Here is a 23,693-nt window from a genome sequence, read left to right as displayed (position 1 = left end):
AGACAGATACTAACATCAGGAATCGACAATGCAAGATGGCAGCGCCTTGGCGGTCTCAGCGGACGCAAAGATTTCGGTCTCTCGGGAGAAGGGCCTCAACCGGGTGCTCCAGATTCTGGAGTTCCTTCATTCGACGCAGCGCGCCATCGGTATCGGCGACCTCGCCAAGGGGGTCAACGCGCCGCGTTCGACCACCTACACACTGGTGCGATCGCTGGTCGATGCGGGCCTCCTGGAGATGGCCGGCGACGGCAACCGCGTCTATTTCGGTAAGAAGCTCTATCTCTATGGAATGGATTATGTGCGCGGCAACGACCTCTTGAGGCGAGGACGCCAGGAGGTCGACAACCTGTCGCGCGAGACCGGTGAGACCTCCGAACTGTGCATGCTGCAGAGCGGCCGCTACACGATCGTCCACTCGAGCCCGGGCACCCGGCCCTTCCGCATCAGCTCCGCCACCGGATTGCAGATTCCGCTGCCCTGGACCGCGTCAGGCAGGCTGCTGCTCGCCGGCCTCGAACAGGCCCGGATCGAAGCCATGATATCGGAAGACGACCTTATGCTGCCCGATGGCCGCAGATTGCGGCTGGACGATTTCATCGCCGACATAGCGACGGCGCGAGCCACCGGCTATTGCATCACTTCGGGGCTCGTCGACGCCTATACGAAATGCCTCGCCGCGCCGGTGTTTTCAGCACCCGGCACCGTCGAGGCGACGATGTGCCTAGTGGTGCCCATCGACACATCGCAGGAGAAGACAGGCGAACTCCTGGCCCTGTTGCGCGAACGCGCGGCGCGGCTTTCGATCGCGGCCTGGACCTGAAGTCAGGCGATGATGTCCGGGATGATCCTGTCTTCCAGCTTCATCAGCCGATCCTTCAGCGCAAGCTTCTTCTTCTTCATGCGCTGGATCTGCAGCGGGTCGCAGTTCATGGCGATCATCGCATTGATCGCGGCGTCGAAATCGGCGTGTTCCTGCTTCAGCCGGGAAAATTCGAGGCGAATATCGGCCTGTTCCTGATCGGACATTCTCTACCGTCTGCACGTCTGCGGCGCCCAAAGCTGGGCCTGATTGGGCGGGGGGTGGCACTCTCTGCCACCGGCGCGCAGCCCATATCACATTTCACGTTGTCGTGGAATGCTACCACGGATCATTCGACATCGCTGCGCGAAGGTGGCACACTGTCATTGTGCCGTCACAGAGCGAGCCTGCGGTGGACGCGCCTTTGGCGGCTGCAATCGAGGAAATCATGAAAGGGAGAACCAATCATGTCTCTTGCATCCCATCTTGATGAGTTGCAGCGGAAACACGGCGACATCGAACGCGAGCTCGATGACGCGATGAATCACCCGTCGGTGGACGACCTGGAAATCGTGAATCTCAAGCGACGCAAGCTGGCAATCAAGGACGAGATTGAAAAACTGAGGGCCAAACCCACGACGCATTGATGCCCCACTGACATAACCGCTCACCATTCGGGTCTTTCCTGCCGGCGGCAATTGCCGCCGGACTGGTGGTTTTGATCTTCGATTTCAGGTCGACCATCACAGATATTCGTACCAGGCAGAGGCCTTCCGACTTCCTAGTCCCAGGACGAGTAGGGGCGAAGCTCGTCGCGGCTCCCCTTTACCATAACTGACCGAAGAGTGCAGCGGAGCAGAATTCCGCCTTGCCGCGGCGCTCTGAGGTCAGGGCTTGGATTCTGGGACTGCGCTGCGTCGCTCTTCTCCTTGCTCCTCCCCGAAATGACGGACTCGTTCCGGGAAAGACAAAGCGATGGGGCCTGCCAATCGCCAGGTAGCCGATTGGCCGACGCAAGCGAGCGATAAAAGTCGGGCGCCGAGCAACCGGCGGCGGCATCGATTGCGGCCAGTGGCGACCTGTCGCCATTGACAAGCCATCTTTGCTCCTCCACCTCATGCCCGGACTTCAGCGCATCGGCCCGGAGCGCGCTTTTGTGCGTCCAAGTGGACGCGCGGCGCTCCAGAGATTAAAGGCTGCCGGCATGACCGGATATTATTCCTTTCCCTTCCCGCGCCGCACCTCGGTTGGCGTCGATGTGGGCGGCGTGGTGGTTGGCGGCGGTGCTCCCGTCGTCGTGCAGTCGATGACCAATACGGATACCGCCGATGTCGGCCAGACGGTCGCCCAGGTCGCGGCGCTGCATCGCGCCGGCTCCGAGATCGTGCGCATCACCGTAGACCGCGATGAAAGCGCCGCCGCCGTGCCGCGCATCCGGGAGCGGCTGGCGCGGCTCGGTATCAACGTGCCCATCGTCGGCGACTTCCACTATATTGGTCACAAGCTCCTGGCCGATCATCCGGCCTGCGCCGAGGCGCTGGCCAAATACCGCATCAATCCCGGCAATGTCGGCTTCAAGGACAAGAAGGACCGGCAGTTCGCGGCAATCGTCGAGATGGCGATCAAACATGACAAGCCGGTGCGCATCGGCGTCAACTGGGGCTCGCTCGACCAGGAACTCCTGACCCGGCTGATGGACGACAACCAGGCCCGCGGCTTTCCGTTGACCGCACAGCAAGTGACGCGCGAGGCGATCGTGCAGTCGGCGATCCTCTCGGCCGAGATGGCCGAGGAGATCGGCCTTGGCCGCGACAAGATCATCCTCTCGGCCAAGGTCAGCGGCGTGCAGGACCTGATAGCCGTTTACACCGAGCTCGCCAGCCGTTCCGACCATGCGCTGCATCTCGGCCTCACCGAAGCCGGCATGGGCTCGAAAGGCATCGTCGCCTCATCCGCCGCCATGGGCATCCTGTTGCAGCAAGGCATCGGCGACACCATCCGCATATCGCTGACGCCGGAGCCGAACGGCGATCGCACGCGCGAGGTGCAGGTGTCGCAGGAATTGCTGCAGACCATGGGCTTCAGGCAATTCGTGCCGATCGTCGCCGCTTGCCCCGGCTGCGGCCGCACAACCTCGACCGTGTTCCAGGAACTGGCCCAGAACATCCAGGCCGATCTCAGGAAGAACATGCCGGCGTGGCGTGAGAAATACCCAGGGGTCGAGAACCTCAAGGTCGCCGTGATGGGCTGCATCGTCAACGGCCCGGGCGAGTCCAAACATGCCGATATCGGCATTTCGCTGCCAGGCACCGGCGAGACGCCGACGGCGCCCGTTTTCGTCGACGGCAAGAAGGCGGCGACGCTGCGCGGACCGTCGATCGCGCAGGATTTCGAAAAGATGGTCGCCGACTATATCGAACAACGATTTGGTCGCGGCAAGGCCGCGGCAGAGTAGGTCGAATGCTGCGCTTCCTCCCGGTGGCGCTGATCCTGCTGTGCGGGTGGCCCACCTTGGCCCAGGCCGATCCGCCGCAATCGGCCAAGCAGCGGCTGATCGACAAGGTCTGCAACCTGATCCAGGCCCATGCCGACCAGAACGGCCTGCCCAGGGATTTCTTCGCCCGGCTGATCTGGAAGGAAAGTCGGTTCGATCCCAACGCCGTCAGTCCGGTCGGCGCCGAAGGAATCGCCCAGTTCATGCCGGGGACCGCCAAGATGCGCGGGCTCGCCAATTCCTTCGACATCAACCAGGCGATCCCGGCCTCGGCGAAATACCTCGCCGAGATGAAGACCAGCTATGGCAATCTCGGCCTGGCGGCCGCCGCCTACAATGCCGGCGAAAACCGGGTCTCGCGCTGGCTGGGCTCGGGCGGCTTCCTGCCGATGGAAACCGAAAGCTATGTCTTCGACATTATGGGCGAGCCGGTCGATAAGTTCGCCGACCGCGCCTATGCCGGAAGCGTGCGACCGCTCGACGCGAAATCCGATTTCGTCGCGGCCTGCCGTAAGCTCCCGGTGATCATGTCGCGGACGGTGGCGATGGCTTCCATCAACATAAAGCCCTGGGGAATCCAGGTGGCCGGCAATTTCCGCCGCAGCGCCGCGATCAACCAGTGGCTCAGGGTGAGAGGCCGCTTCCCGGCCCTGCTAGGCGGGCATGATCCGGTGGTCAGCCGGGTGCGCACGCCGATCGGCCGGCGCGGCATCTACGCGGTCAGGATCGGGGTCGACGACCGTGCCGTCGCCGGCGCTATCTGCCAGAAGTTGCAAAGTGTCGGCGGGGCATGCGTGGTGGTGCGCAACCGATAGCGGGTGTGTCGTTGCGGGTGAAGGGGCGATAAAAATGACGGCCGCGGCTATAGGCCCTGGATTGGCCGGCATTGCCCTGCCTTCAACGAGCAATGAGGGCCGCAGGATGGTCGACGCATATATTATCTGCGGCACGCCCAGGACCGGAAGCACTTTGCTGTGCAAACTCCTGGCCTCCACGAAGGCCGCGGGCGATCCTCATTCGTTCTATCGGCGGCAGGACGTGCCCGAATGGGCCGAAGAGTGGGGGCTGCCCGGCCGCGACACGATGGGCGAACTCGAATTCAATGCCGCCTATCTCAATGCGGCCATCGCCGCCGGCAAGGATGGGACCGGTATTTTCGGCCTGCGCCTGATGCGAGAGAACCTGGATGAGCTTTCAGCGATACTCGACCGGATTTTCCCGGGGCTTGTCTCGGATAAAGCTCGTTTCGAGAGGGCGTTTGGCCGTGTTCTCTACATACATCTGTCACGCGAGGACAAGCTTGCGCAGGCCGTATCGCTGGTCAAGGCGCAGCAAACCGGCCTTTGGCATGTCGCTCCTGATGGAACCGAGCTGGAAAGGGTGGGGCCTCCCCGGGAACCTCAATATGATTTCGGGCGGATCAAGGATGAGGTTGCCGAGCTCGGAGCTTATGACGCTGCCTGGAACATGTGGTTCGCGGAGCAAGAGGTAATCCCGCTGCGGATCGGCTATGAGCGCCTGTCGAGCGATCCGGTTGCAACGTTGGCGTCCGTTTGCGACGCCTTGGGGGTTCAGGCACCGGATGCTGGGGATATAAGACCCGGCGTCGCAAGGCTTGCCGACGAGACAAGCCTCGACTGGATGCGCCGTTATCATCTGGATGCGGCGTCCGAGGCGTCGACGGTATAGCTATGCCGTCTTCGCCACCACCGTTTCGCTGAGCCAGGTGCCGATCTTGGCGCCGAGGCGGTCGGGTGAAACCGGCTTCGGCAGATAGTCGTCCATGCCGGCTTCGATGCACTTGTCGCGGTCGCCCTTCAGCGCATGCGCGGTGACGCCGATGATCGGAATGTGGCTGCCATCCGAGGCCTCCGTCGCCCGGATGGCGCGGGTCGCCTCGTAACCGTTCATCTCCGGCATGGAGACGTCCATCAGGATCAGCCTCGGGCGCAACGAGCGGTACATCTCGACCGCCGTGCGGCCGTTGCCGGCTATACGATAGCTCAAGCCCAACCCGTTGAGAATCTGGCCGAACACCAACTGGTTCACCTCGTTGTCCTCGGCGATGAGGATGTCGATCGGACCATTCGGCGCGACCGCCGGTTCCGGCACGGGGACGGCCGGCATTGCCGGGCCGCGGATGACGGTAAAGGCGGGCGGCGCCGCCTGCGGCAGCGCCGGTACGGGTTCGCGAACGAACTGCGCCCTGCCGACCTGCGAGCGGGCTTTCTGGACGACCGAGATGACGGTGCCGAGCAGGACCGCGGAGCGCGCCGGCTTGGTCAGGTGCGCGGCAATGCCGAAATCAATGATCATCTTGCCGAAATCGACCTGGTCGACCGAGGTCAGGAGCACGACCGGTATGGCCGACAGCCGGCTGTCGGCGGCGATGGCTTTCGCGACATCGGCGCCGTTCATACCGGGCATCTGGTAATCGAGGATGATGCAATCGACGGCGGCCCCCAGCTGGCAGGCGCGGTCGAGGAAAGCCAGGCCGACCGCACCGCTTTCGGCGGCGGCGCAGTCGAAGCTCCAGCTCCTGAGCTGTTCGAGCAGGATCTCGCGGTTGACCGGATTGTCGTCGATGACCAGAACGCGGGCGCCGGTGACGTCGACCGGCACGATCTCGTCGCGAGCCTCGGCACGATGCACGGGCAGGGGCACCGCGAACCAGAATACGGAGCCGCGGCCGATCTCGCTCTCGACGCCAATCTTGCCGGCCATCAGGTCGACGAGGCGGGCGGCGATGGCGAGACCAAGGCCGGTGCCCTCGTGACGGCGGGTCGAGGAGCCGTCGACCTGGGCGAATTTTTCGAACACGTTCTGCAACTTTTCGGCCGGGATGCCGATGCCGGTGTCCTCGACGCGCAACTTGAGCTGGACGACGTCATTGACGGTTTCGCCGCCGACGTCGATCAGCACATGGCCCTTCTCGGTGAACTTCACCGCGTTGCCGAGCAGGTTGGTGACAATCTGGCGGAACCGCCCGGCGTCGCCGACGACGTAGGCCGGCAGGCGCGGGTCGACGCGCACGATCAGTTCGAGGTTCTTTTCGGCGACATGGGCGGAGACGAGCGTGGCCACATCCTCGACCGCCTCGGCAAGGCGGAACGGCGCCGGGTCGAGCGTGAGCTGGCCGGCATTGATCTTGGAGAAATCGAGGATGTCGTTGATGATGGTGAGCAGCGCGTTGCCGGATTTGACGATGACGTCGGTGAAGGTCTTCTGGCGCGCGGTCAGTTCGGTCTTGGCCAGCAGCTCGGCCATGCCGAGCACGCCATTCATCGGCGTGCGGATTTCGTGGCTCATATTGGCGAGGAATTCCGATTTGGCGCGGTCGGCCGCCTCGGCCTTGAACAGCGACTCGGCGGATTCGGCGAAGGCGCGGCGGATGGCTTGCTCCATCGGCCGGAAGATCCAGAAAGCGGCGATGGAGAGCACCGCGAACAGCAATCCGCTCGCCCACAGCAGCAGCCGGTCACTGGAGGCATCGGCCAAATGGCGCTCGTCGTCCATGGCGGTGCGGACGCGGACCAGCATCGGCTGGGCAAACAGGTCGTTCTGGTTGCGGATTTCGCGATAGCTCCACTCATCGACCTTCTGCGCCACCGACATCAGGTTGAAGTTTCGAATCATGTCGCGCGGAGACCAGAACAGGTCGCCATTGACCGAAGCGGATTCGAGCTCGTTGATCGTCTTTGTCGACAGGCGTGGACGCAATGCGGCGATCTGGGCCGCAAGCGTCCCAATCTCGCTGGTCAGGCGTTCCGAATGGCCGCGCGCCGACGCGGTCAGCGCATCGCGCGTCTCCGCTCGCCAGGCGGTTCCCGTCGTCTCGGCGAAGCTGGTCGCGTTGCGCAGATCGCGGGTAAAGATGACAAGGTTGCTGCTCAGTGTATCGATCTGGTGGCGGAAGGAATTGACGCGATCAAGTGCGAGCATGATCGCCAGCGAAGCCAACGCGAAGATCAGCAATCCTGAGAGATAACGGCTCCGGATGGACCGTATGAAGGAAGAATATTCCGGCATGCGCAACCCCAACACATACGCATTATTTTAACGGTCGGGATTACGCTTGATTTACATTAAGATTTCGTTCTGGCGACCGAGAATTTCGGATTCCCGCCGAGCCTCCCATGTAGCCTGCCGGCTGCGCCGAGATGAAGGGCCGCGGCCACTTCAAGGGACGGTCAAGCTTCGGATATTATTTCAATCCGCGGGCCGTTTGTGATGCCGGGATTCCTGGTTCGAGCCGCGAAGCATTTCACGGTCATCGGCATCGACCAGATCGACGTCGCCGCCCCGGAGCGACTGGCCCTGCTGGCGAGCCGTTCTTTCCCGCTTCGACCGCTTCAGTTCGTCCTCGGCGTTGAAATTCTTGTCCGCATTCTTGGTGTTCACCCGCTCCTCGATGATTTGCACCTGCTGTTCGTGGGTCTTCTTGCCGGTCATGGGATATCTCCCTCTATTTGTTCGTCCGGCCGGTCTGGTCGGGGTTCACACCGCCTTGCGGGGTGGTGTCGTTCTCGACATCGCCCCGAAAAGTATTTTCGCCATCGAGTTCCTCGTCGTCGTCAAGAATGTCGCCACCCTTGATGGTGCCTTTGGATGCGCCGATGCCGGGATCGTTGCGCAAGTCGCGATCGCTTGGCCTCGGCTGTTTGCGATGCTTGTTGTCGTTCATGGGTTGCCTCCTGCTTCTGGTCCCGAACGTCGCGACGGGTGCAATTGTTCCCGAAACGCAAGGTCCCCAAACGCTCTGGCCGGGAGTGAGACCACCGCAGCCGCGTATCTTCGAACAGCGGAATGCTGCCACGAGTGATGTCAGCTCCGCGTCAACCGGTTATCGATCGGGCAGCATTTGGCGCGCCTGCCTGTTCGGCGCGGCGGATCAGATCGACGCTGTGATGCCGCCGTCCACATAGAGAATATGGCCGTTTACGAAAGAGGAGGCCTCGCTGGCCAGGAAGACGCAGGCGCCGACCAGTTCCTCGACCTTTCCCCAGCGGCCGGCTGGCGTGCGCTTTTCCAGCCAGGTGCTGAACGCAGGGTCGGCGACAAGGGCAGCGTTGAGCGGCGTATCGAAATAGCCGGGTGCAACGGCATTGCATTGCAGGCCATGTTTGGCCCAATCCGTAGCCATGCCCTTGGTCAGGTTGCCGACCGCGCCTTTCGTCGCCGTGTAGGGCGCGATGCCCGGACGGGCGAGCGCGGTCTGCACGCTGGCGATGTTGATGATCTTGCCGCGGCCGCGCCTGATCATATGGCGCGCCACGGCCTGGCCGACATGGAAGACGCTGGCGACGTTGGTCTGCAGCAGGCGCTCGAACGCATCGGCGGGAAACTCCTCGAGCGGCGCGCGGAATTGCATGCCGGCATTGTTCACCAAAATGTCGATCGCTCCGCCGTCCAGTTCGAAACCGTCGACCGCCGAGCGAGCCGCTTCATGATCGGTAGCATCGAAGGCCAGCTTTTCCGCTCCGGGAATCTGCCTGATCGCGGTGGCGAGCCTTGCCTCGTCACGGCCGTTGAGGATCACCCTGGCGCCGGCTTCGGCCAAACCCTTGGCCAAGGCGAAGCCTATGCCTTGCGAGGAGCCGGTTACGAGGGCGGTGCGCCCGCTGAGATCGAACAATTTGGTCGACATCGAACCTGATCCTCCCGATTGGCCCGTTAAACAGAAACCTTCACGCCAAGCCTCGGGGTCTGCCCCGATCTCAATTGTTGCGCGTCGCCACGAAGGTCGCGGCTGCCTTCAGCAGGCCGGCCTGCTCGCCATAGGGTTCGAGCAGCGCATGCGCCTGATGGACAAGGCCATGCAACTGGGCGCGTGCCCATGCCTCCCCGTGCAGCGCCACCAGCGTTGCCTTGCCGGCGGCGGCGTCCTTGCCCGTCGCCTTGCCCATCTGTGCGGCATCCGCGGTCAAATCGAGAAGATCGTCGGCAAGCTGGAAGGCAAGCCCGATCGCCGAGCCGAACTCGGCCAGTCTTTCGCGATCCCCGGCAGGCACGCCGGCGACGACCGCGCCCGCCTCGCAGGCAAAGCGGATCAGCGCACCGGTCTTCATCGCCTGCAGCCGGATGATCCCGGCCTCGTCCGGCGCGATGCGCTCGGCCTCGAGGTCCAGCGTCTGGCCGCCGACCATGCCGCCGGCCCCGGCGGCGCGGGCGAGCGCCAGCACAAGGGCGGCCCGCCGCTCCGCCGGCAGCGCCGTAGTCTCGTCGGCGAGGATGTCGAAGGCAAGCGTCAGCAGGGCGTCGCCGGCGAGGATGGCGGTCGCCTCGTCGAAGGCCCTGTGCACGGTAGGCTGGCCGCGGCGCAGATCGTCGTCGTCCATCGCCGGCAGGTCGTCATGGATCAGCGAATAGCAGTGCACGCATTCCAGTGCGGCCGCCACGCGCAGTGCCGCTTCGCCGTCGGCGGAAAACAGGGCCGCGCTTTCCATCACCAGAAAGGGGCGCAGGCGCTTGCCGCCGTTGAGCACGCCGTGCCGCATCGCCGCCATAAGGCGCCCGGGCCGCGCGATCTCGCCCGTGAGCGCGCGGTCGTCGAGCAATCGCCGCAGCAACGTCTCGACGGCGGCGGCCCGTGCAACGAGCGCCGTTTCGAACGCCATTTCATCGTCATTCGTCATGGCCCGGACCGGTAGCCGACACTCAGACGTTGCGCAAGAAGACAAGCGCCATTATGCCGGGGGAGGGAGAGACACGGGTTGGGCGACTTGGCGGAACCGATCGTCGATCATGAAACCGAAAAGCTGGACATGGCGACGAGATCCCGTGGCGTGAACCGTCGTGCTCTCAAACGCTGGGTCCGGCGCGGTGTCGTCGTGGCTGCCGTGCTGGCGCTTATCCCTACGGTGCTGACCTTTCTCTATCTGCCGTCTTTCGTGCATCCGGTGTCGACGCTGATGCTGAAGGATCTTGCCACCTTCTCCGGCTATGACCGCCGCTGGGTGTCGATCGACGACGTGGCACCGGTGCTGGCCAATTCGGTGATCATGTCGGAGGACGGACAGTTCTGTTTCCATCGCGGCGTCGACCTCGGCGAATTGCGGGGTGTCGTCGACGACGCGCTGGCCGGCGAGGGGACGCGCGGCGCTTCGACCATCACCATGCAGACGGTGAAAAACCTGTTCTTGTGGTCCCGTCCGCTCGGCACGGTTCGTAAAGTCGTCGAGTTGCCGCTGGCCGTGTATCTCGACGCGGTGATGTCGAAGCGGCGCATCATGGAAATCTACCTCAACATCGCCGAGTGGGGGCCTGGCATATACGGCATCGAGGCGGCGGCGCGGCACCATTTCGGTATTTCGGCAAAACAGCTGTCGCGCCGTCAGGCCGCGCTGCTTGCCGTCAGCTTGCCAAATCCGATCGCCCGCAACCCGGCCAAGCCCGGGCCGGGGCTGAGGAGGCTGGCCAACCTGATCGAGCGGCGCGCCGGCCGATCCGGCGCTTATGTCGGCTGCCTCCAGTAGCCGACATAAAAAAATTCGCGGGCAGCGCTGGCCAAAACGGCACCGGGCGTGTATAGGCACCCGACTTTCTCAGATTCCGGCCCCTGACACGGCCCTTTCACGAGGGCGGGCGGGGCTTTTGACCATGTAGTGGAGCATATCCATGGCCGTTCCGAAACGAAAAACCTCTCCGTCCAAGCGCGGCATGCGCCGCTCGGCAGACGCCCTCAAGGCCCCGACCTATGTCGAGGACAAGAACTCCGGCGAAATGCGCCGCCCGCACCATATCGACCTGAAGACCGGCATGTATCGCGGCCGCCAGGTGCTGACGCCCAAGGAAAGCTGAGACCAGCTTTCCTGATGTTTGAGCTAAAAAGACCGGCCGCTGGCCGGTCTTTTTGCGTCTGGCGGGACCGACGACCGACAGCGTAGCTGCGTCTCCAGGCCTTGATCTCCGATCGGCCCGGACGCCGCCTCATCGTGCATCCTCGAGGCATGGCCGATTGCATACCGCACATCGCCTTCGACTCGGTCGACACGACTTTTCCCAATGATCGAACCGTGAGCCCGATGCGCGGCAATCGCCGGAGGCAGCGTCGCTGGTGTTTTTCGCAATCTGTGGGATTGCCATAGACGGTTTCTTATGCGATTTTTGAATTTATAGTCGGAAATCGACACAGATTGGGAATTCGATGTGGGATTTCGTCAGCACAAGTGATCTCGACGACACCGAGCAGGCCGTCCTTTCCCAACTCAAAGTCGATGGGCGGATGTCGAGTGTGGATATCGCCAAGCGCATCGGCGTCACCGAAGCGACGGTGCGGCGGAAAATGGCCCGTGTGCTCGAGGACCCGGATATCTGCATCCAGGCGGTCGTGCGCCCTTTGCGCAGCGATGTCGGCATTGCGGCCATTGTCGGGCTCGACGTCGACCGCGAGCACATCATCAGCGTTGCTCGAAAACTGTCGGAATACTCGTTCGTCGACAGCGTTTACGCCATGACCGGGCCGTTCGACATCATCATCCAGCTCACTTTGCCATCCACGACCAGCCTGCACGATTTCCTCGTCAGTGAACTGGCCAACGTTCCCGGGATCAAGGATTCCGAGAGCTACATGATCGGTCGCGTCTTCAAGCATAGCGGCCGGGCTTACCAGCACAGCAAAACCGAAGAAAAAAGAGGGTAACAATGGGTGAGTTTCTTTCCGCTTCGCGCCGCCGCGTCCTGACCCTTCTTGCCGCCGCGCCGCTCCTCCTGCCGTTCGCTGCCACCGCCCATGCCGATGGGCTGGTCGACCAAATCAAGCAGCGCGGCACCATCCTTGTCGGAACCGAGGCCGCGTTCGAGCCGTTCGAATTCGTCCGCGACGGCCAGATCGTCGGCTACAACAAGGACATTCTCGACTATGTGGTCAGCCAGCTCGGCGTGAAGCTCGACCAGCTCAACCTGCCTTTCCAGGGCTTGCTGCCAGGGCTGCTGGCCAAGAAGTTCGACCTGATGGCGACCTCGACCGGCATCAACGCCGAGCGGGCGGCGAAATACGCCTACACGCGGCCAACCGGTTCGTTCGAGAACGTCGTCGTCGTGCGCGTCGACGAGGAGCGCATCAAGAAGCCGGAGGACATCAACGGCATGGTGGTGGCCACGCAACTCGCCTCCTCCGTGCAGCCCATCATCGAGGCCTATGACAAGGAGCTCAGGGATAAGGGCGGCAAGGGTGTCGGCGAGTTGAAGCTTTTCACCTCCTTCCCCGAGACCCATGTCGCTCTGGCCTCCGGCCAGGTCGACGCCATCGTCATCGCCTCGCCTTCGGCGGCCGTTCTGATGAAGAACGTTCCCGACACCTACAAGGTCGTCGGCTCGATCGGCGAATTCTCCTATCTCTCCTGGGTGGTGCGGCCGGAGGACAAGGACCTGCGCGCCTTCATCAACGCCAAAATCGGCGACTTGAAGGACAGCGGCAAGCTGAAGGAGCTTCAGCTCAAATGGTTCGGGTTCGAGATGAAGACGCCCGACGAGGGTTATCTGCCGCCTGGCGCGCTCTAAGCCCCCAACCAGGCGCCCGGCGCTGCAGGACCGGTGGTTCCAGTCATTGAACGCGCCGGTCTCGGATGGCCCGGACGTCCAGGGATCATTCGAGCTGAAAAATGTTCCATTTTTCAAAGACGCTGACCTTCCTGCCGGAATTCCTGGCCGGCGCCGGCATCACGCTGAGCGTCTCGGCGCTGGGGTTTCTGGTGGGCACATTGATCGGCTTCGGCCTGCTCGCATGTGGCAGGTCGCGCTGGCGCGTGATCCGCTGGATCGGCGCGGTCTACACCAGCTTCATCCGAGGCACGCCGCTGATCGTGCAGATCTTCATGGTCTACTACGTGCTGCCGGGTCTCGTCGGTATCGACCTGCCGCCGCTCCTGGCCGGCGTGCTGGCGCTCAGCTTCAACAGCGCGGCCTTCGTCGCCGAAATCCTGCGCGCCGGACTGACGCGCATTCCCGCCGGCCAGTACGAGGCGGCCAAGGCGCTCGGGCTGAAGCCTGCCGTGACCTGGTTCAAGGTCATCCTGCCGCAGCTCTTCCGCGCCATTGTCCCGCCGATGGTCAACGAGTTCACCATGCTGGTGAAGGCATCCTCGATCCTGTCGGTGATCGCGGTGGTGGAACTGACCCGCACCGCGCAGAACATCATGAACGTCACCTACCGGCCGATCGAGGCGTTCTGCATCGCGGCGGTGCTGTATTTCGTCGTGCTGCTATCATGCAGCCTGCTGACTAGGCATCTGGAACTCAAGGCGCGAGGCGCACGCGCATGAGCTTCGATTTTTCCGTCATAGCGGACAACTGGCAGATCCTCGCCAAGGGCTTCGGCAACACGGTGCTGATGTGCGCTGTCGCATTGCCGTTCGGCTTCGCGCTCGGCACCGTGCTGGCGCTTATCCGGCTGCGCGGCGGACGGGTGCCGACGGCGATCGTCTCGGCCTATGTCGAAATATTCCGCAATATCCCGTTCCTGATCCAGATATTCCTTTTGTTCTACGCCTTGCCGATGTTCGGTGTCAGGCTCTCGCCCGTGGTCGTTTCGATCGGCGCGCTGTCAGCCTATGCCAGCGCCTATTCGGCCGAGATCATCAGGGGCGCGATCCAGTCGATTTCGTACGGCCAGGTCGAGGCCGGCTACGCGCTGGGGCTGCGCTACCTGACTATCTTCCGTAAGATCCTGGTTCCGCAGGTGCTCGGCTACATCCTGCCCGCGGCCACCAATCTCACCATTACGCTGATCAAGGAATCGGCGATCCTGTCGGCGATCACCGTACCGGAACTCACCTACATGGCCCAGAACATCATTGGCCGCACATTCTCGCCGGTGGAGATCTTCACCGCCATCGCATTGCTGTACTGGGGGCTGACGGCCTTCGTGGCAGCGATCTCGCGCAGCCTGGAGCACAGGCTGCAGCCTCATCTCGCAGCCCGCCGTGGCGCCTGATCCAAAAAAGCTTCAACGCAGAGGAGACCCCATGTCCAAACTCACCACCGCGCCGCGCGATGTCTTCCAGACATTCATGAACTTTCCGCTGGTCGAGGATCTCGACACGCTGAAGGCCGATGTCGCCATCATCGGCATGCCCTATGGCGATCCCTACACGATCGACGAGTTGATCAACGACCAGACCAATGCGCCGACCGCGGTGCGGCGCGCCTCGCAGCGGATCAGCCAGGCGCTCGACCGCTATGATTTCGACATTGGTGGGCCAGTCTTCGACGGCAAGGACATCAAGGTGGTAGACGTCGGCGACGTTCCCGGCGCGGCGGCCGATCATGTCGGGCACTATGGCAGAGCCGAAGCGGCGATCCGCAAGATCCGCGCCGCGGGCGCACTGCCGATCACAATCGGCGGCGACCACGGCATTCCGATCCCGATCTTCCGGGCGCTTGACGGCGAGGGTCCGATCACGCTGGTCCAGCTCGATGCCCATCTCGACTGGCGTGACAACGTCAACGGGGTCAAGGAGGGCTATTCCAGCACTATCCGGCGGGCCTCGGAAATGGCGCATATCAAGGATATTTTTCAGGTCGGCGTTCGCGGCCAAGGCAGCGCGCGCACCGAGGAGGTCGAGGCCGCCCGCGCCTATGGCGCCAACATCATCACCACCAATGAATGGCAGGACATCGGCACCGCCGCGCTCCTGAAGCGAATTCCCGACGGCGGTCGCTACTATCTCACCATCGATGCCGACGGCCTCGATCCGGCGGTGATGCCGGCGGTCGAGGGGCCACAGCCGGGCGGCGTCAGCTACCGGCAGACGATTGAGCTCATCAAGGGGCTGGTCGGCAAAGGAAGGCTGGTCGGCATGGATATCGTCGAGATCGCGCCGGCGCGCGACGTCAACGAGATCACCTCGATGACGGCCGGCCATATCATCCTCAACGTCATCGGCGCGGCCGTGCGCGCCGGCTACTTCAAGCGCTGATCGCGAGCGGGGTGCGCGTTCACGCATCCCGCGGCTCGATTTCAAAGATGTCGGCCGGACAACCGGCTGACATCGTTGTTGCATTCGGTTTTCTAGCGTGTTTGGGGCGTGCTGCGAAAATTCTTGACGGCGTGCCGGTGGCGCACTCTACAAAGGGGTGCCCCCAAATGGAGACGCCAGATGTTCGGTGCCGTCCCGCTGCTGATCGTGCCCTTTGTCCTCTACAATCTCGGGCTGCTCGGAATATTCGGCAGCGGTGACGATCCCTGGGCAAGCGAGGTCTTTTCCGTCGGCATGATGTCCGGCGGGGTGTTCTCGATGACGCTCGGCGACCTTATGGTGCTGATCGGGCTCATCTTCCTCTTCGTCGAGATCGTGAAATCGGCGCGCACTACGAACGCCTCGATCATGGACCATCTGTTGTCGACGCTGGTCTTCGTGGCCTTCCTGGTCGAGTTCCTACTGGTCAAGGGCGCCGCGCATTCGGTCTTCTTCACGCTGATGATCATCGCGCTGTTCGACGTGCTCGCCGGCTTCTCGGTGTCGATGCGGTCGGCGAGCAGGGATATCAACCTGAATTAGCCTCAGCCCGGATCGGCGGTGAAGCCGGCGGCCTCGATGCCGGCGATGGCGGCGGCTTCGTCATTGTCCGAGCTGTCGCCCGAAATACCGACCGCGCCTATGATGCTGCCTGCCTTGTCGCGGATCAGCACGCCGCCCACGACCGGCAACACGCGTCCGCCCGAGACGTCGGAGATGCCGGTCATGAGATGCGGGCGCTCCTTGGCGAAGGCCTCGACGCGGCGCGAGCCCATGCCGATGGCGAGCGCGCCATAGGCCTTGCCGGCCGACATTTGCGGGCGCAGGAACGAGGCGCCGTCCTGGCGCTGGAAGGCGACGAGATGGCCGCCGGCGTCGAGCACCGAGACGCCGAGCGGCCTGAGCTTGAGCTCCGCGCCCTTGGTGAAGGCGGCATCGATGATCTCGAGGGCTTTGTCGAGCGGCAGTGCGGTCATGGCGATCTCCTGTTTGAACGGATAATCATCGGCAGCCAGCCGGACGAGGCAATCCAGGTTCCGGTTGAAATTGCTTCGTGGAAAGCGGGGTGAACGCGCCGATCCGGATCGCGCCTATGCCGCGATCCACCAAATGCGATCAACGGCCACCGGCTCAGGGCCGGCAACGAAGCAACCGGGAGCGGCGTGCTACTTCTTCTTGGCGCGGGCGGGCTTCTTGGCGGGCACTGCCGGCGCGTTGGCAAGGTCTTCGGCTTCCTTGGCCAGCCGCAGCGCCCGCAGCTTGTCGGTCTTGACCTTGCGGGCATCGCTCTCGGCGACATACTCGGCCATCGCCTTCTGTCGGACCGTGGTCGCTTCCTCCTGCTTCTTGAAGCGCAGATCGGCGCGCGCGCGGGCAGTATCCCTAGAGTTCTCAACCAAGAGTCTGTTCCAATCTCGTGACGTGATTTTCGGCCTCTTGTAGCAGAGCCGGCCATTCAACGGGGAAAATAGTTGGTCACGCGGCCGGGTTGGCGCCGAGAGCCTTGCTGGCGAGCACGGCCTCATAGGCGGCCTGCAGGGTCGCGCGTACAGAGGGGCCGGACGCTGCATCGAGGGGCGTGCCGAGATGCTCGTGGCGCAACTCATCCATGAATTTCTCCCATAGCGGCGGCCCGCCCTTTTCCAGAAGCTCGGCCCGGATCGACAATTCCTCGCTGACCGGCAGCCAGACGCGGCCCCAGGCGCCGAGATGGGCCAGGATCGGCACCAGGGTGATCGCCATTTCGGTCAGGCTGTAGATCGCCTTCTGCTTGTGCGAAGGATCGTCGGCCTTGGTCAGCATGCCCAGATCCATCAGCCGCTTCAGCCGGTCGGCCAGTATGTTGGAAGCAATGCCTTCCATCGACCCGTTGAGCAACTCGCGAAAATGGCGCCTGCCGCCAAAAATCATGTCGCGAAGGATGATCAGGCTCCAGCGGTCGCCGAATACTTCCAGCGAAAGATTGATCGGGCAACCCGAGCGGCGATCGATGTTCATTCGATTTCTCCAAAACCGGTTGCATTATTGTATCGGTTTTATTATGGTGCAACCGATTGCAAAGTGCAAGCAGATGAGGAGGCCACGCGATGACGAAGACTGGACGCCCCACTATCATATCCGAAGCCTTTGGCGACCCCGCCGACCCCGCTCTGCTGCTGATCATGGGAGCGATGGCCTCAATGCTGTGGTGGCCGGAGGCGTTTTGCCGGAAACTCGCCGCCGCGGGACTGTTCGTAATCCGCTATGATAATCGAGATACCGGCCGCTCGACCAAATACCCGCCGGGAGAGCCGCCCTACACGTTCGACGACATGGCCGACGATGCGATCGGCGTTCTCGACAGCCACGGCCTCGACAAGGCGCATATCGCCGGCATGTCGATGGGCGGCATGATCGCGCAGCTCGTGGCGCTCAAGCACCCGTCCCGTGTCGCGTCGCTGACCGTGATCAGCAGCTCGCCGATGGGGGTGGACACCTCGTACCTGCCGCAGACCAGCGATGCCTATATCAAACATTCGGCTGAAGGCGCGCACATTGACTGGTCGGATCGCCGCCAGGTCATCGACTTCATGATCAAAGATGCCAAGGCGATCGCCAGCACAGCACATCCCTTCGACGAGGGCCGCATGAAAGCCTTCATCGAGCGGGACTACGATCGCTCCGCCGGCCTGCTCAGCGCGACCAATCATTTCCTGCTCAAGGGCGATAGTGACCGATGGAGGGGCCGACTGCACGAGATGAACGCGCCGCTGCTGGTCATCCATGGTACGGCCGATCCCATCTTTCCGGTCGAGCATGGCGAAGCGCTGGCCGGGGCGGTCGCCGGCGCGAAACTTCTCCGGGTTGAAGGCGGTGGCCACGAACTGCATCCGGACGATTGGGATGTGATCGTCGCCGGCATCGTTGCTCATATCCGGGCCGATTGGCACTCAAAGCGCGGTCCTGACGCCACAAGTTTGGGCAATAGTTAAGTAAACATTTCGGTACTAGACGACGTGAACCCCGAGACAGGTGAGCAAAAATGTCCCTGACGCTTCACTATCATCCGCTGGCCTCGTTTTGCTGGAAGCCGCTGATCGCGCTCTACGAGAACGGCACGCCGTTCGCGTCCGTCATCGTCGATCTCGGCGACGAGCAGTCGCGAGCGGCCTTCCTGAAGATAGCGCCCTGGGGCAAGATGCCCGCTTTGCGTGACGATGCGCGCGACCGCACCGTGCTGGAGTCGACCCTCGTCATCGAGTATCTGGCCGCGCACTATCCCGGACCGGTCGACCTCGTCCCCGCCGATATCGACCTCGCAATCGCGGTTCGCCAGGCCGATCGCTTTTACGATCTCTATGTGCAGGAACCGATGCAGAAGATCGTCGGGGACCGGCTGCGCCCGGAACGTAGGACCGATCCGTTCGGCGTCGAACAGGCGCGCGACCAGTTGCGCAATTCCTACGCGATCATCGAGCAGGAGATGGCGTCGAGGAACTGGGCTGTGGGCGACGCCTTCACCATGGCCGATTGCGCGGCCTCGCCGGCCCTGTTCTACGCCAACAAGGTCGAGCCATTCGGCGACAGATATCCTGCCGTGAGTCGCTACCATGACCGGCTGTTGCAGCGGCCGGCCTTCGCCCAGGTGATTGAGGAGGCGCAGCCCTATTTCAAGCTCTTCCCCTATAATGATGGCTGATCGTGGTGCGTGACCGGTCGTTTGAACAGGAACGATCAAGTCTCCCAAAATTGGTCGAGCCAGATGTTGAGTTTCAGGAAGCCGGCATTGCTCACCGTATAGACGCGCCGCGTGCCTTCTGCCTTGGCGTGGACAAGGCCGGCATCGAGCAACACCTTCAGATGCTGCGATACGGCCGGACGTGAGACCGGCAGCCCGGCTGCCAGTTGATTAACGGTTTTGGGACCGCGTCGAAGTTCTTCCAGGAGATGGCGCCGGTTGGGATCGGCGATCGCCATGAAGGCGTCGGAAAGCATCATGCCTCATTTGTGGGGCAAAGTTCTTCGAATCTCAACCGTTTGCTTCTGCTTTTCTTCGTGGGTCAAGCCGCAATGCTTCCGGCGTCACCGAACGGTCGGCGGGCTGCGTCTTGAAGGCGTCGCGGTCCTCGATCGGCACCGGCGCGCGGCGGCTGATGCGCAGCAGCGTGTAGCCTGCCAGGGAAAGATGCGCGAAGGCGGTCGCCAGAAACAGGCCCTCCGGACGCATCCAGCCCATCAGGGCGGCCGCCAGCAAGGGTCCGATCATGGTGCCGAAGCCATAGAGCAGCAGCAGGCCGCCCGAAACCTTGACGAAGTCCTCGGCACTGGCGTGGTCGTTGGCATGCGCCACGGCGATCGAATAGAGCGTATAGGCGAAAGCACCGTAGGCGGCGGTGAAGACGATGACGAAGACGCCGGAGCGCGGCTCGAACAGGAAGATCAAGAGCGCGAACAGCGCAGCGCCGAAAGCGGCACCCGCCAGCACGAAGCGCCGGTCGGTCTTGTCGGAGAAACGCCCGGCCGGAAGCTGCATGGCGGCACCCGCCACCACCACCAGGCTCATCATCAAGGCGATCTCAGCGGTGGAGATGCCGATGCGGGCGCCATAGACGGCGCCAAGCGTGCCCCATGCGCCGTTGGCGATGCCGATGAGGACGCAAGCGATGGCCGAGACCGGCGAGTTGGCGTAGAGCCCCTTGACGTCGAGCTTGACGTCCTGGAGCGGCTTGGGGTGCGAGGCGGTCGAAACCGCGGTCGGGATCAGCGAAAGGCAGAACAGGATGCCGGTGATCATGAAGAGTGAGGCCGATTTCACGTCGCCGCCGGCGACGATCATCTGCCCGCCCATGATCGAGGCATAGGTAACCATCATATAGAGGCCGAAGACGGTGCCGCGATTCTCGTTGGTGGCCTTTTCGTTCAGCCAGCTTTCGATGACCATGAAGGCGCCGGCCATGGTGAAGCCGGTGAAGGCGCGCAACAGGATCCAGACATATTCGTCGATGACCAATCCGGTGAGCAGCGCAACGATGGCGCCGGACGCGGCGAAGGCGCCGAAGGCGCGCACGTGGCCGGCACGGCGCACAATACGTGGTGCAAAGAAGCAGCCGGTGACGAAGCCGCCGGCCCAGGCTGTGCCCATCAGGCCAAGCGATGCGGTGGAGAAGCCTTCCACCTGGCCGCGTAGCGGCAACAGCAAGCCGTGCAATCCCGACGCCGCCAAGAGGAATGCGGTGCCGCGAAGCAGCGAAAGGATCGGTCTGTAGGCTGCGAGCATTTTTGATCCGGCTGGAATCGAGGAGAGACGCAGAGTCTGAAGACAGTCGCATTCGGGCTTTTCGGAGGCGGGTCTTTTCGGCCTTATCCGCGGCGGAACAGCGCCTCGGCCGCGGATTTGGTGCTGTCCTTCGACTTGAGTTCAGCCTCCAACCGGGCGATCTCGTCACGCAGGATGCCGATCCGTTCCGACAACTCGCCGACGGAGAGCAGCGACAGGTCCTGCCCGATCTCGTGCGGACGCGCCTTCTTCTTGGGTTCGTCGTCGAAGATCGCCATTTGTGCTCCTCCTCCGCCATACCGATTGGCCATTTGCCTGATTTGCCAATGAGCATACATAGGGCAGGGGCGTCGATGCAAACAGCCGGCAAGAATGCGGCGAGGAAAGACGGGAGATTTCATGGCGAGCGGATCTAAAATTCCGGCAAGGATGACGGCCATCGCGATCTCCGAGCCGGGTGGGCCCAGGGTGCTGAAACCGGAGACGCGCGATGTGCCTGTGCCCGGTCCCGGCGAGATATTGATCAAGGTGCGCGCCGCCGGCGTCAACAGGCCCGACGTGCAGCAGCGGAAGGGCGCCTATCCGCCGCCGCCCGGTGCGTCGGACCTGCCGGGCCTGGAGGCGTCGGGCGAAGTGGCCGCGCTCGGCGACGAAATCTCTCGCTGGCGCCTTGGCGAGCGCGTCTGCGCGCTCACCCCCGGCGGCGGCTATGCCGAATATGTCAAGGTTCATGCCGGCAGCGTGCTGCCGCTGCCGGCCGGTTTCACCCACACGGAAGCGGCGGCCGTGCCGGAAAACTATTTCACCGTCTGGCACAATGTGTTCGAGCGCGGCGGCTTGAAGAAAGGCGAAACGCTGCTGGTTCATGGCGGCTCTTCGGGTATCGGCACAACGGCGATCCAGCTTGCATCGGCCTTCGGTGCCCATGTCATCACTACGGCCGGCAACAAGGAGAAATGCGATGCCTGCCTGAAGCTCGGAGCCGACCGGGCGATCAACTACCGCGAGGAGGATTTCGTCGCAGCGGTCAAGGAAGCGACGGGCGGCAAGGGTGCCGACGTCATCCTCGACATGGTCGGCGGCGACTATGTGGCGCGCAACTACGAGGCCGCGGCGGTCGAGGGCCGGATCGTCCAGATCGCCCTGCAAGGCGGCGCGGTGGCGAGCGCCGATTTCTCGAAAATCATGGTCAAGCGGCTTGTTCATACCGGTTCGACACTGAGGCCGCGCACCGTCGAGTTCAAGGCGGCGCTGGCAGCCGCGCTCGAAGCGCAGGTGTGGCCGTTGCTCGGCACGCGCCGGATCGCGCCCGTCATGGACATGATCTTCCCGCTTGCCGATGCCTGGCGGGCGCATGAGCGTATGGAGGAAGGCGATCATATCGGCAAGATCGTGCTCGACGTCGGCTGACGGGAACATTGCCGATGCCCGGCTGGCCGAGGCGGGCTCATACCCGCGACCCGGCCCCTGCCTGCAAGCTGAACAAAAGCTTAATGGTGCAATGCAGCATTTGCATCATTGCTATGCAAAATCAGCCATTCAAGTGCCGCTCGATGATGACTATTTGAGCATCATCGAAACGAACACCCCATTTGGAGGACTGACATGAACCCGATCCGCGCTTTCCGTAACTGGCGTATGTACAACGAGACCGTGCGCGAACTGAACCGCCTCAACGCGCGCCAGCTCAGCGATCTCGGCATCAACCGCGCCGACATCGAAAAGATCGCCCGCCAGGCGATCTGACTTCAAGAACCGCCCCGCCGCAAGGCGGGGTCGCAAAGCAGAGCCGCCGCAGACGCTTGCTCGTCGCCGGTTCCGAACCCGCCGGACCTGTCCGGCGGGTTTTGTCTTTCTGGACCCCAAACATATTCGCGGCACCATTTTCATGCCGCCCGTGATTGATCTGCCCCGGTGTGGTTGCCAGATCGACGGGCGTTCCCAAAAACGCCTTCCCAAAAACATTGCGGAACCGCCGGAGAGCGGTTATATAACCTGCGAATTTCCCATTTTGGTGGCTCTAAACCACCGCCCGCGCGGGAACGCGGGCGAACGAGAAGGATTTTTAAAATGGCCAATACGCTGCTGATGCCAAAGGCGACCGCTGTCTGGCTGGTCGACAACACCGCGCTTTCCTTCGAGCAGATAGCACAGTTCTGCGGGCTGCATCCGCTCGAGGTCAAGGCGATCGCCGACGGCGAATCGGCGCAAGGCATCAAGGGCATGGATCCGATCATGACCGGCCAGTTGACCCGCGACGAGATCGCGCGTGCCGAGAAGGATCCGAACCAGCGGTTGAAGCTTTCGGACCCCAAGGTGCGGGTGCCGGAATCCAAGCGCAAGGGGCCGCGCTACACCCCGCTGTCGAAGCGTCAGGACCGACCGAACGCCATTCTCTGGTTAGTGCGCAACCATCCCGAATTGAAGGACGCGCAGATCTCGCGCCTCGTCGGCACCACCAAGTCCACGATCGAGCAGATCCGCGAGCGCAAGCACTGGAACTCTGCCAACCTGCAGCCGATGGACCCGGTGACGCTCGGTCTCGCCTCGCAGATCGATCTTGACATGGAAGTCAACCGCGCATCGCGCGGCCGCGAGCAGGCACAGCCGGTCGGCGACACATTGCTGCCGGCGGCGCTGACCGAGCGCCTGGTTCCGGCTCCCGAAAAGCCGAAGGACGAGGATGCCGAACTCGACGCCAACGCCGTGTTCGCCAAGCTCTCGGCTCTGAAGTCGAAGGACAGGGATAACGACGAGGAGTAGAATTCTCGCGAACTCGACCGAAAAGCCCGCTTCGAGCGGGCTTTTTTACGGGTTGGGAGACCTCAGCTTCGCGCCGCACGGTCCGGCGCCATGCCGTAATCCTCGCTGCGTTCCACCGCCCGGTAAAAATCGGCGAGCTGCTTGCCGCGCTCCGGCTTGAAGACGCGGCCTGCGATGACCACCGAGGCGATGCGATCGATGCGGAAGGCGCGGAAATCGTCGCGCATCTCGCACCAGGCGACCAGCGTCCACACCTTGCCCCAGAACCAAAGGCCCAAGGGCCTGATGTCGCGGGCGGTGCCGCGGCCGGCTTCGTCCGAATAGTCGATGGTCAGCACCTGGCGCTTCTCGATGGCGCGCTCGATCAGGTCGATCGCCTCGCGCGCGGCATCGCTCACCACCCACATCGGCGTGTGGATC

31 protein-coding genes are annotated in these 23,693 nt (G+C 63.0%); 18 read left to right on the top strand and 13 right to left on the bottom strand.

Translation table 11 applies throughout. The features are described from left to right. Positions 1-28: 28 nt before the first annotated feature. The gene (locus tag FJ940_RS28230) at positions 29-823 is read left to right on the top strand and encodes an IclR family transcriptional regulator (protein ID WP_140558863.1); all 795 of its coding nucleotides are present in this window, start codon (positions 29-31) and stop codon (positions 821-823) included. A gap of 2 nt (positions 824-825) precedes the next feature. On the opposite strand, the gene FJ940_RS28225 is transcribed toward FJ940_RS28230, so the two are convergent. Further along, a complete protein-coding gene (locus FJ940_RS28225; protein ID WP_140500489.1) occupies positions 826-1,029 on the bottom strand; it encodes a YdcH family protein in 204 nt (67 codons plus the stop codon). Between the two features lie 240 nt (positions 1,030-1,269). On the opposite strand from FJ940_RS28225, the gene FJ940_RS28220 reads away from it, so the two are divergent. The 4 genes from FJ940_RS28220 to FJ940_RS28205 all read left to right on the top strand — a co-directional run bounded on the left by FJ940_RS28220 (position 1,270) and on the right by FJ940_RS28205 (position 4,985). Then, positions 1,270-1,449: a YdcH family protein gene (locus tag FJ940_RS28220; RefSeq protein WP_097571999.1), complete on the top strand. Its 180-nt coding sequence runs from the start codon at positions 1,270-1,272 to the stop codon at positions 1,447-1,449. Between the two features lie 557 nt (positions 1,450-2,006). After that, positions 2,007-3,257 (top strand): flavodoxin-dependent (E)-4-hydroxy-3-methylbut-2-enyl-diphosphate synthase, encoded by a 1,251-nt coding sequence (gene ispG, locus FJ940_RS28215; RefSeq protein ID WP_140558864.1) that lies wholly within the window; start codon positions 2,007-2,009, stop codon positions 3,255-3,257. 5 nt (positions 3,258-3,262) lie between these two features. Then, a complete protein-coding gene (locus FJ940_RS28210; RefSeq protein ID WP_140517597.1) occupies positions 3,263-4,111 on the top strand; it encodes a lytic transglycosylase domain-containing protein in 849 nt (282 codons plus the stop codon). 34 nt (positions 4,112-4,145) lie between these two features. Further along, a complete protein-coding gene (locus FJ940_RS28205) occupies positions 4,146-4,985 on the top strand; it encodes a Stf0 family sulfotransferase (RefSeq protein ID WP_224671103.1) in 840 nt (279 codons plus the stop codon). Here FJ940_RS28205 and FJ940_RS28200 read toward each other — a convergent pair whose 3' ends face one another. From FJ940_RS28200 to FJ940_RS28180, 5 genes are all read right to left on the bottom strand, one after another. After that, positions 4,986-7,325 (bottom strand): response regulator, encoded by a 2,340-nt coding sequence (locus tag FJ940_RS28200; protein ID WP_140658571.1) that lies wholly within the window; start codon positions 7,323-7,325, stop codon positions 4,986-4,988. It lies immediately after the preceding gene. A gap of 180 nt (positions 7,326-7,505) precedes the next feature. After that, complete coding sequence (locus tag FJ940_RS28195; protein WP_140525753.1) at positions 7,506-7,748, bottom strand: hypothetical protein; 243 nt, start codon at positions 7,746-7,748, stop codon at positions 7,506-7,508. Positions 7,749-7,761: 13 nt separating this feature from the next. Then, a complete protein-coding gene (locus FJ940_RS28190; RefSeq protein WP_140517598.1) occupies positions 7,762-7,980 on the bottom strand; it encodes a hypothetical protein in 219 nt (72 codons plus the stop codon). Positions 7,981-8,187: 207 nt separating this feature from the next. After that, positions 8,188-8,943: an SDR family oxidoreductase gene (locus tag FJ940_RS28185; protein WP_140558866.1), complete on the bottom strand. Its 756-nt coding sequence runs from the start codon at positions 8,941-8,943 to the stop codon at positions 8,188-8,190. 70 nt (positions 8,944-9,013) lie between these two features. Then, positions 9,014-9,931, bottom strand: a complete 918-nt coding sequence (locus FJ940_RS28180) for a polyprenyl synthetase family protein (RefSeq protein WP_140625011.1) — start codon at positions 9,929-9,931, stop codon at positions 9,014-9,016. Between the two features lie 78 nt (positions 9,932-10,009). Here FJ940_RS28180 and FJ940_RS28175 point away from each other — a divergent pair, with 78 nt between their 5' ends. From FJ940_RS28175 to FJ940_RS28140, 8 genes are all read left to right on the top strand, one after another. Continuing rightward, positions 10,010-10,771, top strand: coding sequence for a transglycosylase domain-containing protein (locus FJ940_RS28175; RefSeq protein WP_140625012.1), 762 nt, complete (start codon positions 10,010-10,012; stop codon positions 10,769-10,771). A gap of 142 nt (positions 10,772-10,913) precedes the next feature. Continuing rightward, entirely contained in the window at positions 10,914-11,096 is a 183-nt protein-coding gene (gene rpmF / locus FJ940_RS28170) for a 50S ribosomal protein L32 (protein ID WP_008834724.1), read from the top strand. A 346-nt stretch (positions 11,097-11,442) separates the two neighbouring features. Continuing rightward, positions 11,443-11,937: an Lrp/AsnC family transcriptional regulator gene (locus FJ940_RS28165; protein WP_140500504.1), complete on the top strand. Its 495-nt coding sequence runs from the start codon at positions 11,443-11,445 to the stop codon at positions 11,935-11,937. Positions 11,938-11,939: 2 nt separating this feature from the next. Then, positions 11,940-12,797: a transporter substrate-binding domain-containing protein gene (locus FJ940_RS28160; protein ID WP_140658569.1), complete on the top strand. Its 858-nt coding sequence runs from the start codon at positions 11,940-11,942 to the stop codon at positions 12,795-12,797. A gap of 101 nt (positions 12,798-12,898) precedes the next feature. Beyond that, a complete protein-coding gene (locus tag FJ940_RS28155) occupies positions 12,899-13,558 on the top strand; it encodes an amino acid ABC transporter permease (RefSeq protein WP_140658567.1) in 660 nt (219 codons plus the stop codon). Beyond that, complete coding sequence (locus tag FJ940_RS28150) at positions 13,555-14,229, top strand: amino acid ABC transporter permease (protein WP_140658565.1); 675 nt, start codon at positions 13,555-13,557, stop codon at positions 14,227-14,229. Before FJ940_RS28155 ends, FJ940_RS28150 begins: the two co-directional genes overlap by 4 nt. A gap of 31 nt (positions 14,230-14,260) precedes the next feature. After that, entirely contained in the window at positions 14,261-15,214 is a 954-nt protein-coding gene (locus FJ940_RS28145) for an agmatinase (protein ID WP_140562415.1), read from the top strand. Positions 15,215-15,394: 180 nt separating this feature from the next. Further along, positions 15,395-15,796, top strand: a complete 402-nt coding sequence (locus FJ940_RS28140) for a hypothetical protein (protein WP_140500511.1) — start codon at positions 15,395-15,397, stop codon at positions 15,794-15,796. Positions 15,797-15,798: 2 nt separating this feature from the next. Here the strand turns inward: FJ940_RS28140 and FJ940_RS28135 are convergent, their stop codons facing one another. From FJ940_RS28135 to FJ940_RS28125, 3 genes are all read right to left on the bottom strand, one after another. Next, the gene (locus FJ940_RS28135; protein ID WP_140562417.1) at positions 15,799-16,230 is read right to left on the bottom strand and encodes a heme-binding protein; all 432 of its coding nucleotides are present in this window, start codon (positions 16,228-16,230) and stop codon (positions 15,799-15,801) included. 189 nt (positions 16,231-16,419) lie between these two features. Beyond that, on the bottom strand, positions 16,420-16,653 hold the full coding sequence (locus FJ940_RS28130; protein ID WP_140658563.1) for a hypothetical protein: 234 nt from the start codon (positions 16,651-16,653) through the stop codon (positions 16,420-16,422). A 76-nt stretch (positions 16,654-16,729) separates the two neighbouring features. Then, entirely contained in the window at positions 16,730-17,251 is a 522-nt protein-coding gene (locus tag FJ940_RS28125; protein ID WP_140500517.1) for a helix-turn-helix domain-containing protein, read from the bottom strand. An 89-nt stretch (positions 17,252-17,340) separates the two neighbouring features. On the opposite strand from FJ940_RS28125, the gene FJ940_RS28120 reads away from it, so the two are divergent. Beyond that, a complete protein-coding gene (locus tag FJ940_RS28120) occupies positions 17,341-18,225 on the top strand; it encodes an alpha/beta hydrolase (protein ID WP_140658561.1) in 885 nt (294 codons plus the stop codon). Between the two features lie 50 nt (positions 18,226-18,275). Then, the gene (locus tag FJ940_RS28115; RefSeq protein ID WP_140517605.1) at positions 18,276-18,932 is read left to right on the top strand and encodes a glutathione S-transferase family protein; all 657 of its coding nucleotides are present in this window, start codon (positions 18,276-18,278) and stop codon (positions 18,930-18,932) included. 35 nt (positions 18,933-18,967) lie between these two features. On the opposite strand, the gene FJ940_RS28110 is transcribed toward FJ940_RS28115, so the two are convergent. The 3 genes from FJ940_RS28110 to FJ940_RS28100 form a co-directional block, all read right to left on the bottom strand. Beyond that, positions 18,968-19,231 carry a metalloregulator ArsR/SmtB family transcription factor gene (locus FJ940_RS28110; RefSeq protein WP_140500522.1) on the bottom strand — a complete coding sequence of 88 codons (264 nt, stop codon included), beginning with the start codon at positions 19,229-19,231 and terminating at the stop codon, positions 18,968-18,970. A gap of 31 nt (positions 19,232-19,262) precedes the next feature. After that, positions 19,263-20,510 carry an MFS transporter gene (locus FJ940_RS28105; RefSeq protein ID WP_140500523.1) on the bottom strand — a complete coding sequence of 416 codons (1,248 nt, stop codon included), beginning with the start codon at positions 20,508-20,510 and terminating at the stop codon, positions 19,263-19,265. A gap of 83 nt (positions 20,511-20,593) precedes the next feature. Continuing rightward, positions 20,594-20,788, bottom strand: a complete 195-nt coding sequence (locus FJ940_RS28100; protein WP_140500525.1) for a DUF1192 domain-containing protein — start codon at positions 20,786-20,788, stop codon at positions 20,594-20,596. A 121-nt stretch (positions 20,789-20,909) separates the two neighbouring features. On the opposite strand from FJ940_RS28100, the gene FJ940_RS28095 reads away from it, so the two are divergent. The 3 genes from FJ940_RS28095 to FJ940_RS28085 all read left to right on the top strand — a co-directional run bounded on the left by FJ940_RS28095 (position 20,910) and on the right by FJ940_RS28085 (position 23,273). Beyond that, positions 20,910-21,920: an NAD(P)H-quinone oxidoreductase gene (locus FJ940_RS28095; protein WP_140500527.1), complete on the top strand. Its 1,011-nt coding sequence runs from the start codon at positions 20,910-20,912 to the stop codon at positions 21,918-21,920. A 195-nt stretch (positions 21,921-22,115) separates the two neighbouring features. Continuing rightward, positions 22,116-22,256 carry a DUF1127 domain-containing protein gene (locus FJ940_RS28090; RefSeq protein ID WP_140500528.1) on the top strand — a complete coding sequence of 47 codons (141 nt, stop codon included), beginning with the start codon at positions 22,116-22,118 and terminating at the stop codon, positions 22,254-22,256. Positions 22,257-22,580: 324 nt separating this feature from the next. After that, complete coding sequence (locus FJ940_RS28085) at positions 22,581-23,273, top strand: DUF1013 domain-containing protein (protein WP_140517606.1); 693 nt, start codon at positions 22,581-22,583, stop codon at positions 23,271-23,273. 62 nt (positions 23,274-23,335) lie between these two features. Here the strand turns inward: FJ940_RS28085 and FJ940_RS28080 are convergent. Next, positions 23,336-23,693, bottom strand: a 358-nt coding sequence (locus FJ940_RS28080; RefSeq protein WP_140562420.1) for a WYL domain-containing protein, incomplete at its 5' end; no start/stop codon positions are given.

Source organism: Mesorhizobium sp. B2-3-7, assembly GCF_006442695.1.
Lineage (GTDB): Bacteria > Pseudomonadota > Alphaproteobacteria > Rhizobiales > Rhizobiaceae > Mesorhizobium.
This window is presented reverse-complemented; position numbering and strand designations above follow the sequence as displayed.

What these genes read in the sequence shown, in the direction of transcription:
- FJ940_RS28230 (WP_140558863.1), top strand. Translation starts at nt 29, where the DNA reads ATGCAAGATGGCAGCGCCTTGGCGGTCTCAGCGGACGCAAAGATTTCG.
- FJ940_RS28225 (WP_140500489.1), bottom strand. Translation starts at nt 1,029, where the DNA reads ATGTCCGATCAGGAACAGGCCGATATTCGCCTCGAATTTTCCCGGCTG.
- FJ940_RS28220 (WP_097571999.1), top strand. Translation starts at nt 1,270, where the DNA reads ATGTCTCTTGCATCCCATCTTGATGAGTTGCAGCGGAAACACGGCGAC.
- ispG (WP_140558864.1), top strand. Translation starts at nt 2,007, where the DNA reads ATGACCGGATATTATTCCTTTCCCTTCCCGCGCCGCACCTCGGTTGGC.
- FJ940_RS28210 (WP_140517597.1), top strand. Translation starts at nt 3,263, where the DNA reads ATGCTGCGCTTCCTCCCGGTGGCGCTGATCCTGCTGTGCGGGTGGCCC.
- FJ940_RS28205 (WP_224671103.1), top strand. Translation starts at nt 4,146, where the DNA reads ATGACGGCCGCGGCTATAGGCCCTGGATTGGCCGGCATTGCCCTGCCT.
- FJ940_RS28200 (WP_140658571.1), bottom strand. Translation starts at nt 7,325, where the DNA reads ATGCCGGAATATTCTTCCTTCATACGGTCCATCCGGAGCCGTTATCTC.
- FJ940_RS28195 (WP_140525753.1), bottom strand. Translation starts at nt 7,748, where the DNA reads ATGACCGGCAAGAAGACCCACGAACAGCAGGTGCAAATCATCGAGGAG.
- FJ940_RS28190 (WP_140517598.1), bottom strand. Translation starts at nt 7,980, where the DNA reads ATGAACGACAACAAGCATCGCAAACAGCCGAGGCCAAGCGATCGCGAC.
- FJ940_RS28185 (WP_140558866.1), bottom strand. Translation starts at nt 8,943, where the DNA reads ATGTCGACCAAATTGTTCGATCTCAGCGGGCGCACCGCCCTCGTAACC.
- FJ940_RS28180 (WP_140625011.1), bottom strand. Translation starts at nt 9,931, where the DNA reads ATGACGAATGACGATGAAATGGCGTTCGAAACGGCGCTCGTTGCACGG.
- rpmF (WP_008834724.1), top strand. Translation starts at nt 10,914, where the DNA reads ATGGCCGTTCCGAAACGAAAAACCTCTCCGTCCAAGCGCGGCATGCGC.
- FJ940_RS28165 (WP_140500504.1), top strand. Translation starts at nt 11,443, where the DNA reads ATGTGGGATTTCGTCAGCACAAGTGATCTCGACGACACCGAGCAGGCC.
- FJ940_RS28160 (WP_140658569.1), top strand. Translation starts at nt 11,940, where the DNA reads ATGGGTGAGTTTCTTTCCGCTTCGCGCCGCCGCGTCCTGACCCTTCTT.
- FJ940_RS28155 (WP_140658567.1), top strand. Translation starts at nt 12,899, where the DNA reads ATGTTCCATTTTTCAAAGACGCTGACCTTCCTGCCGGAATTCCTGGCC.
- FJ940_RS28150 (WP_140658565.1), top strand. Translation starts at nt 13,555, where the DNA reads ATGAGCTTCGATTTTTCCGTCATAGCGGACAACTGGCAGATCCTCGCC.
- FJ940_RS28145 (WP_140562415.1), top strand. Translation starts at nt 14,261, where the DNA reads ATGTCCAAACTCACCACCGCGCCGCGCGATGTCTTCCAGACATTCATG.
- FJ940_RS28140 (WP_140500511.1), top strand. Translation starts at nt 15,395, where the DNA reads ATGTTCGGTGCCGTCCCGCTGCTGATCGTGCCCTTTGTCCTCTACAAT.
- FJ940_RS28135 (WP_140562417.1), bottom strand. Translation starts at nt 16,230, where the DNA reads ATGACCGCACTGCCGCTCGACAAAGCCCTCGAGATCATCGATGCCGCC.
- FJ940_RS28125 (WP_140500517.1), bottom strand. Translation starts at nt 17,251, where the DNA reads ATGAACATCGATCGCCGCTCGGGTTGCCCGATCAATCTTTCGCTGGAA.
- FJ940_RS28120 (WP_140658561.1), top strand. Translation starts at nt 17,341, where the DNA reads ATGACGAAGACTGGACGCCCCACTATCATATCCGAAGCCTTTGGCGAC.
- FJ940_RS28115 (WP_140517605.1), top strand. Translation starts at nt 18,276, where the DNA reads ATGTCCCTGACGCTTCACTATCATCCGCTGGCCTCGTTTTGCTGGAAG.
- FJ940_RS28110 (WP_140500522.1), bottom strand. Translation starts at nt 19,231, where the DNA reads ATGATGCTTTCCGACGCCTTCATGGCGATCGCCGATCCCAACCGGCGC.
- FJ940_RS28105 (WP_140500523.1), bottom strand. Translation starts at nt 20,510, where the DNA reads ATGCTCGCAGCCTACAGACCGATCCTTTCGCTGCTTCGCGGCACCGCA.
- FJ940_RS28100 (WP_140500525.1), bottom strand. Translation starts at nt 20,788, where the DNA reads ATGGCGATCTTCGACGACGAACCCAAGAAGAAGGCGCGTCCGCACGAG.
- FJ940_RS28095 (WP_140500527.1), top strand. Translation starts at nt 20,910, where the DNA reads ATGGCGAGCGGATCTAAAATTCCGGCAAGGATGACGGCCATCGCGATC.
- FJ940_RS28090 (WP_140500528.1), top strand. Translation starts at nt 22,116, where the DNA reads ATGAACCCGATCCGCGCTTTCCGTAACTGGCGTATGTACAACGAGACC.
- FJ940_RS28085 (WP_140517606.1), top strand. Translation starts at nt 22,581, where the DNA reads ATGGCCAATACGCTGCTGATGCCAAAGGCGACCGCTGTCTGGCTGGTC.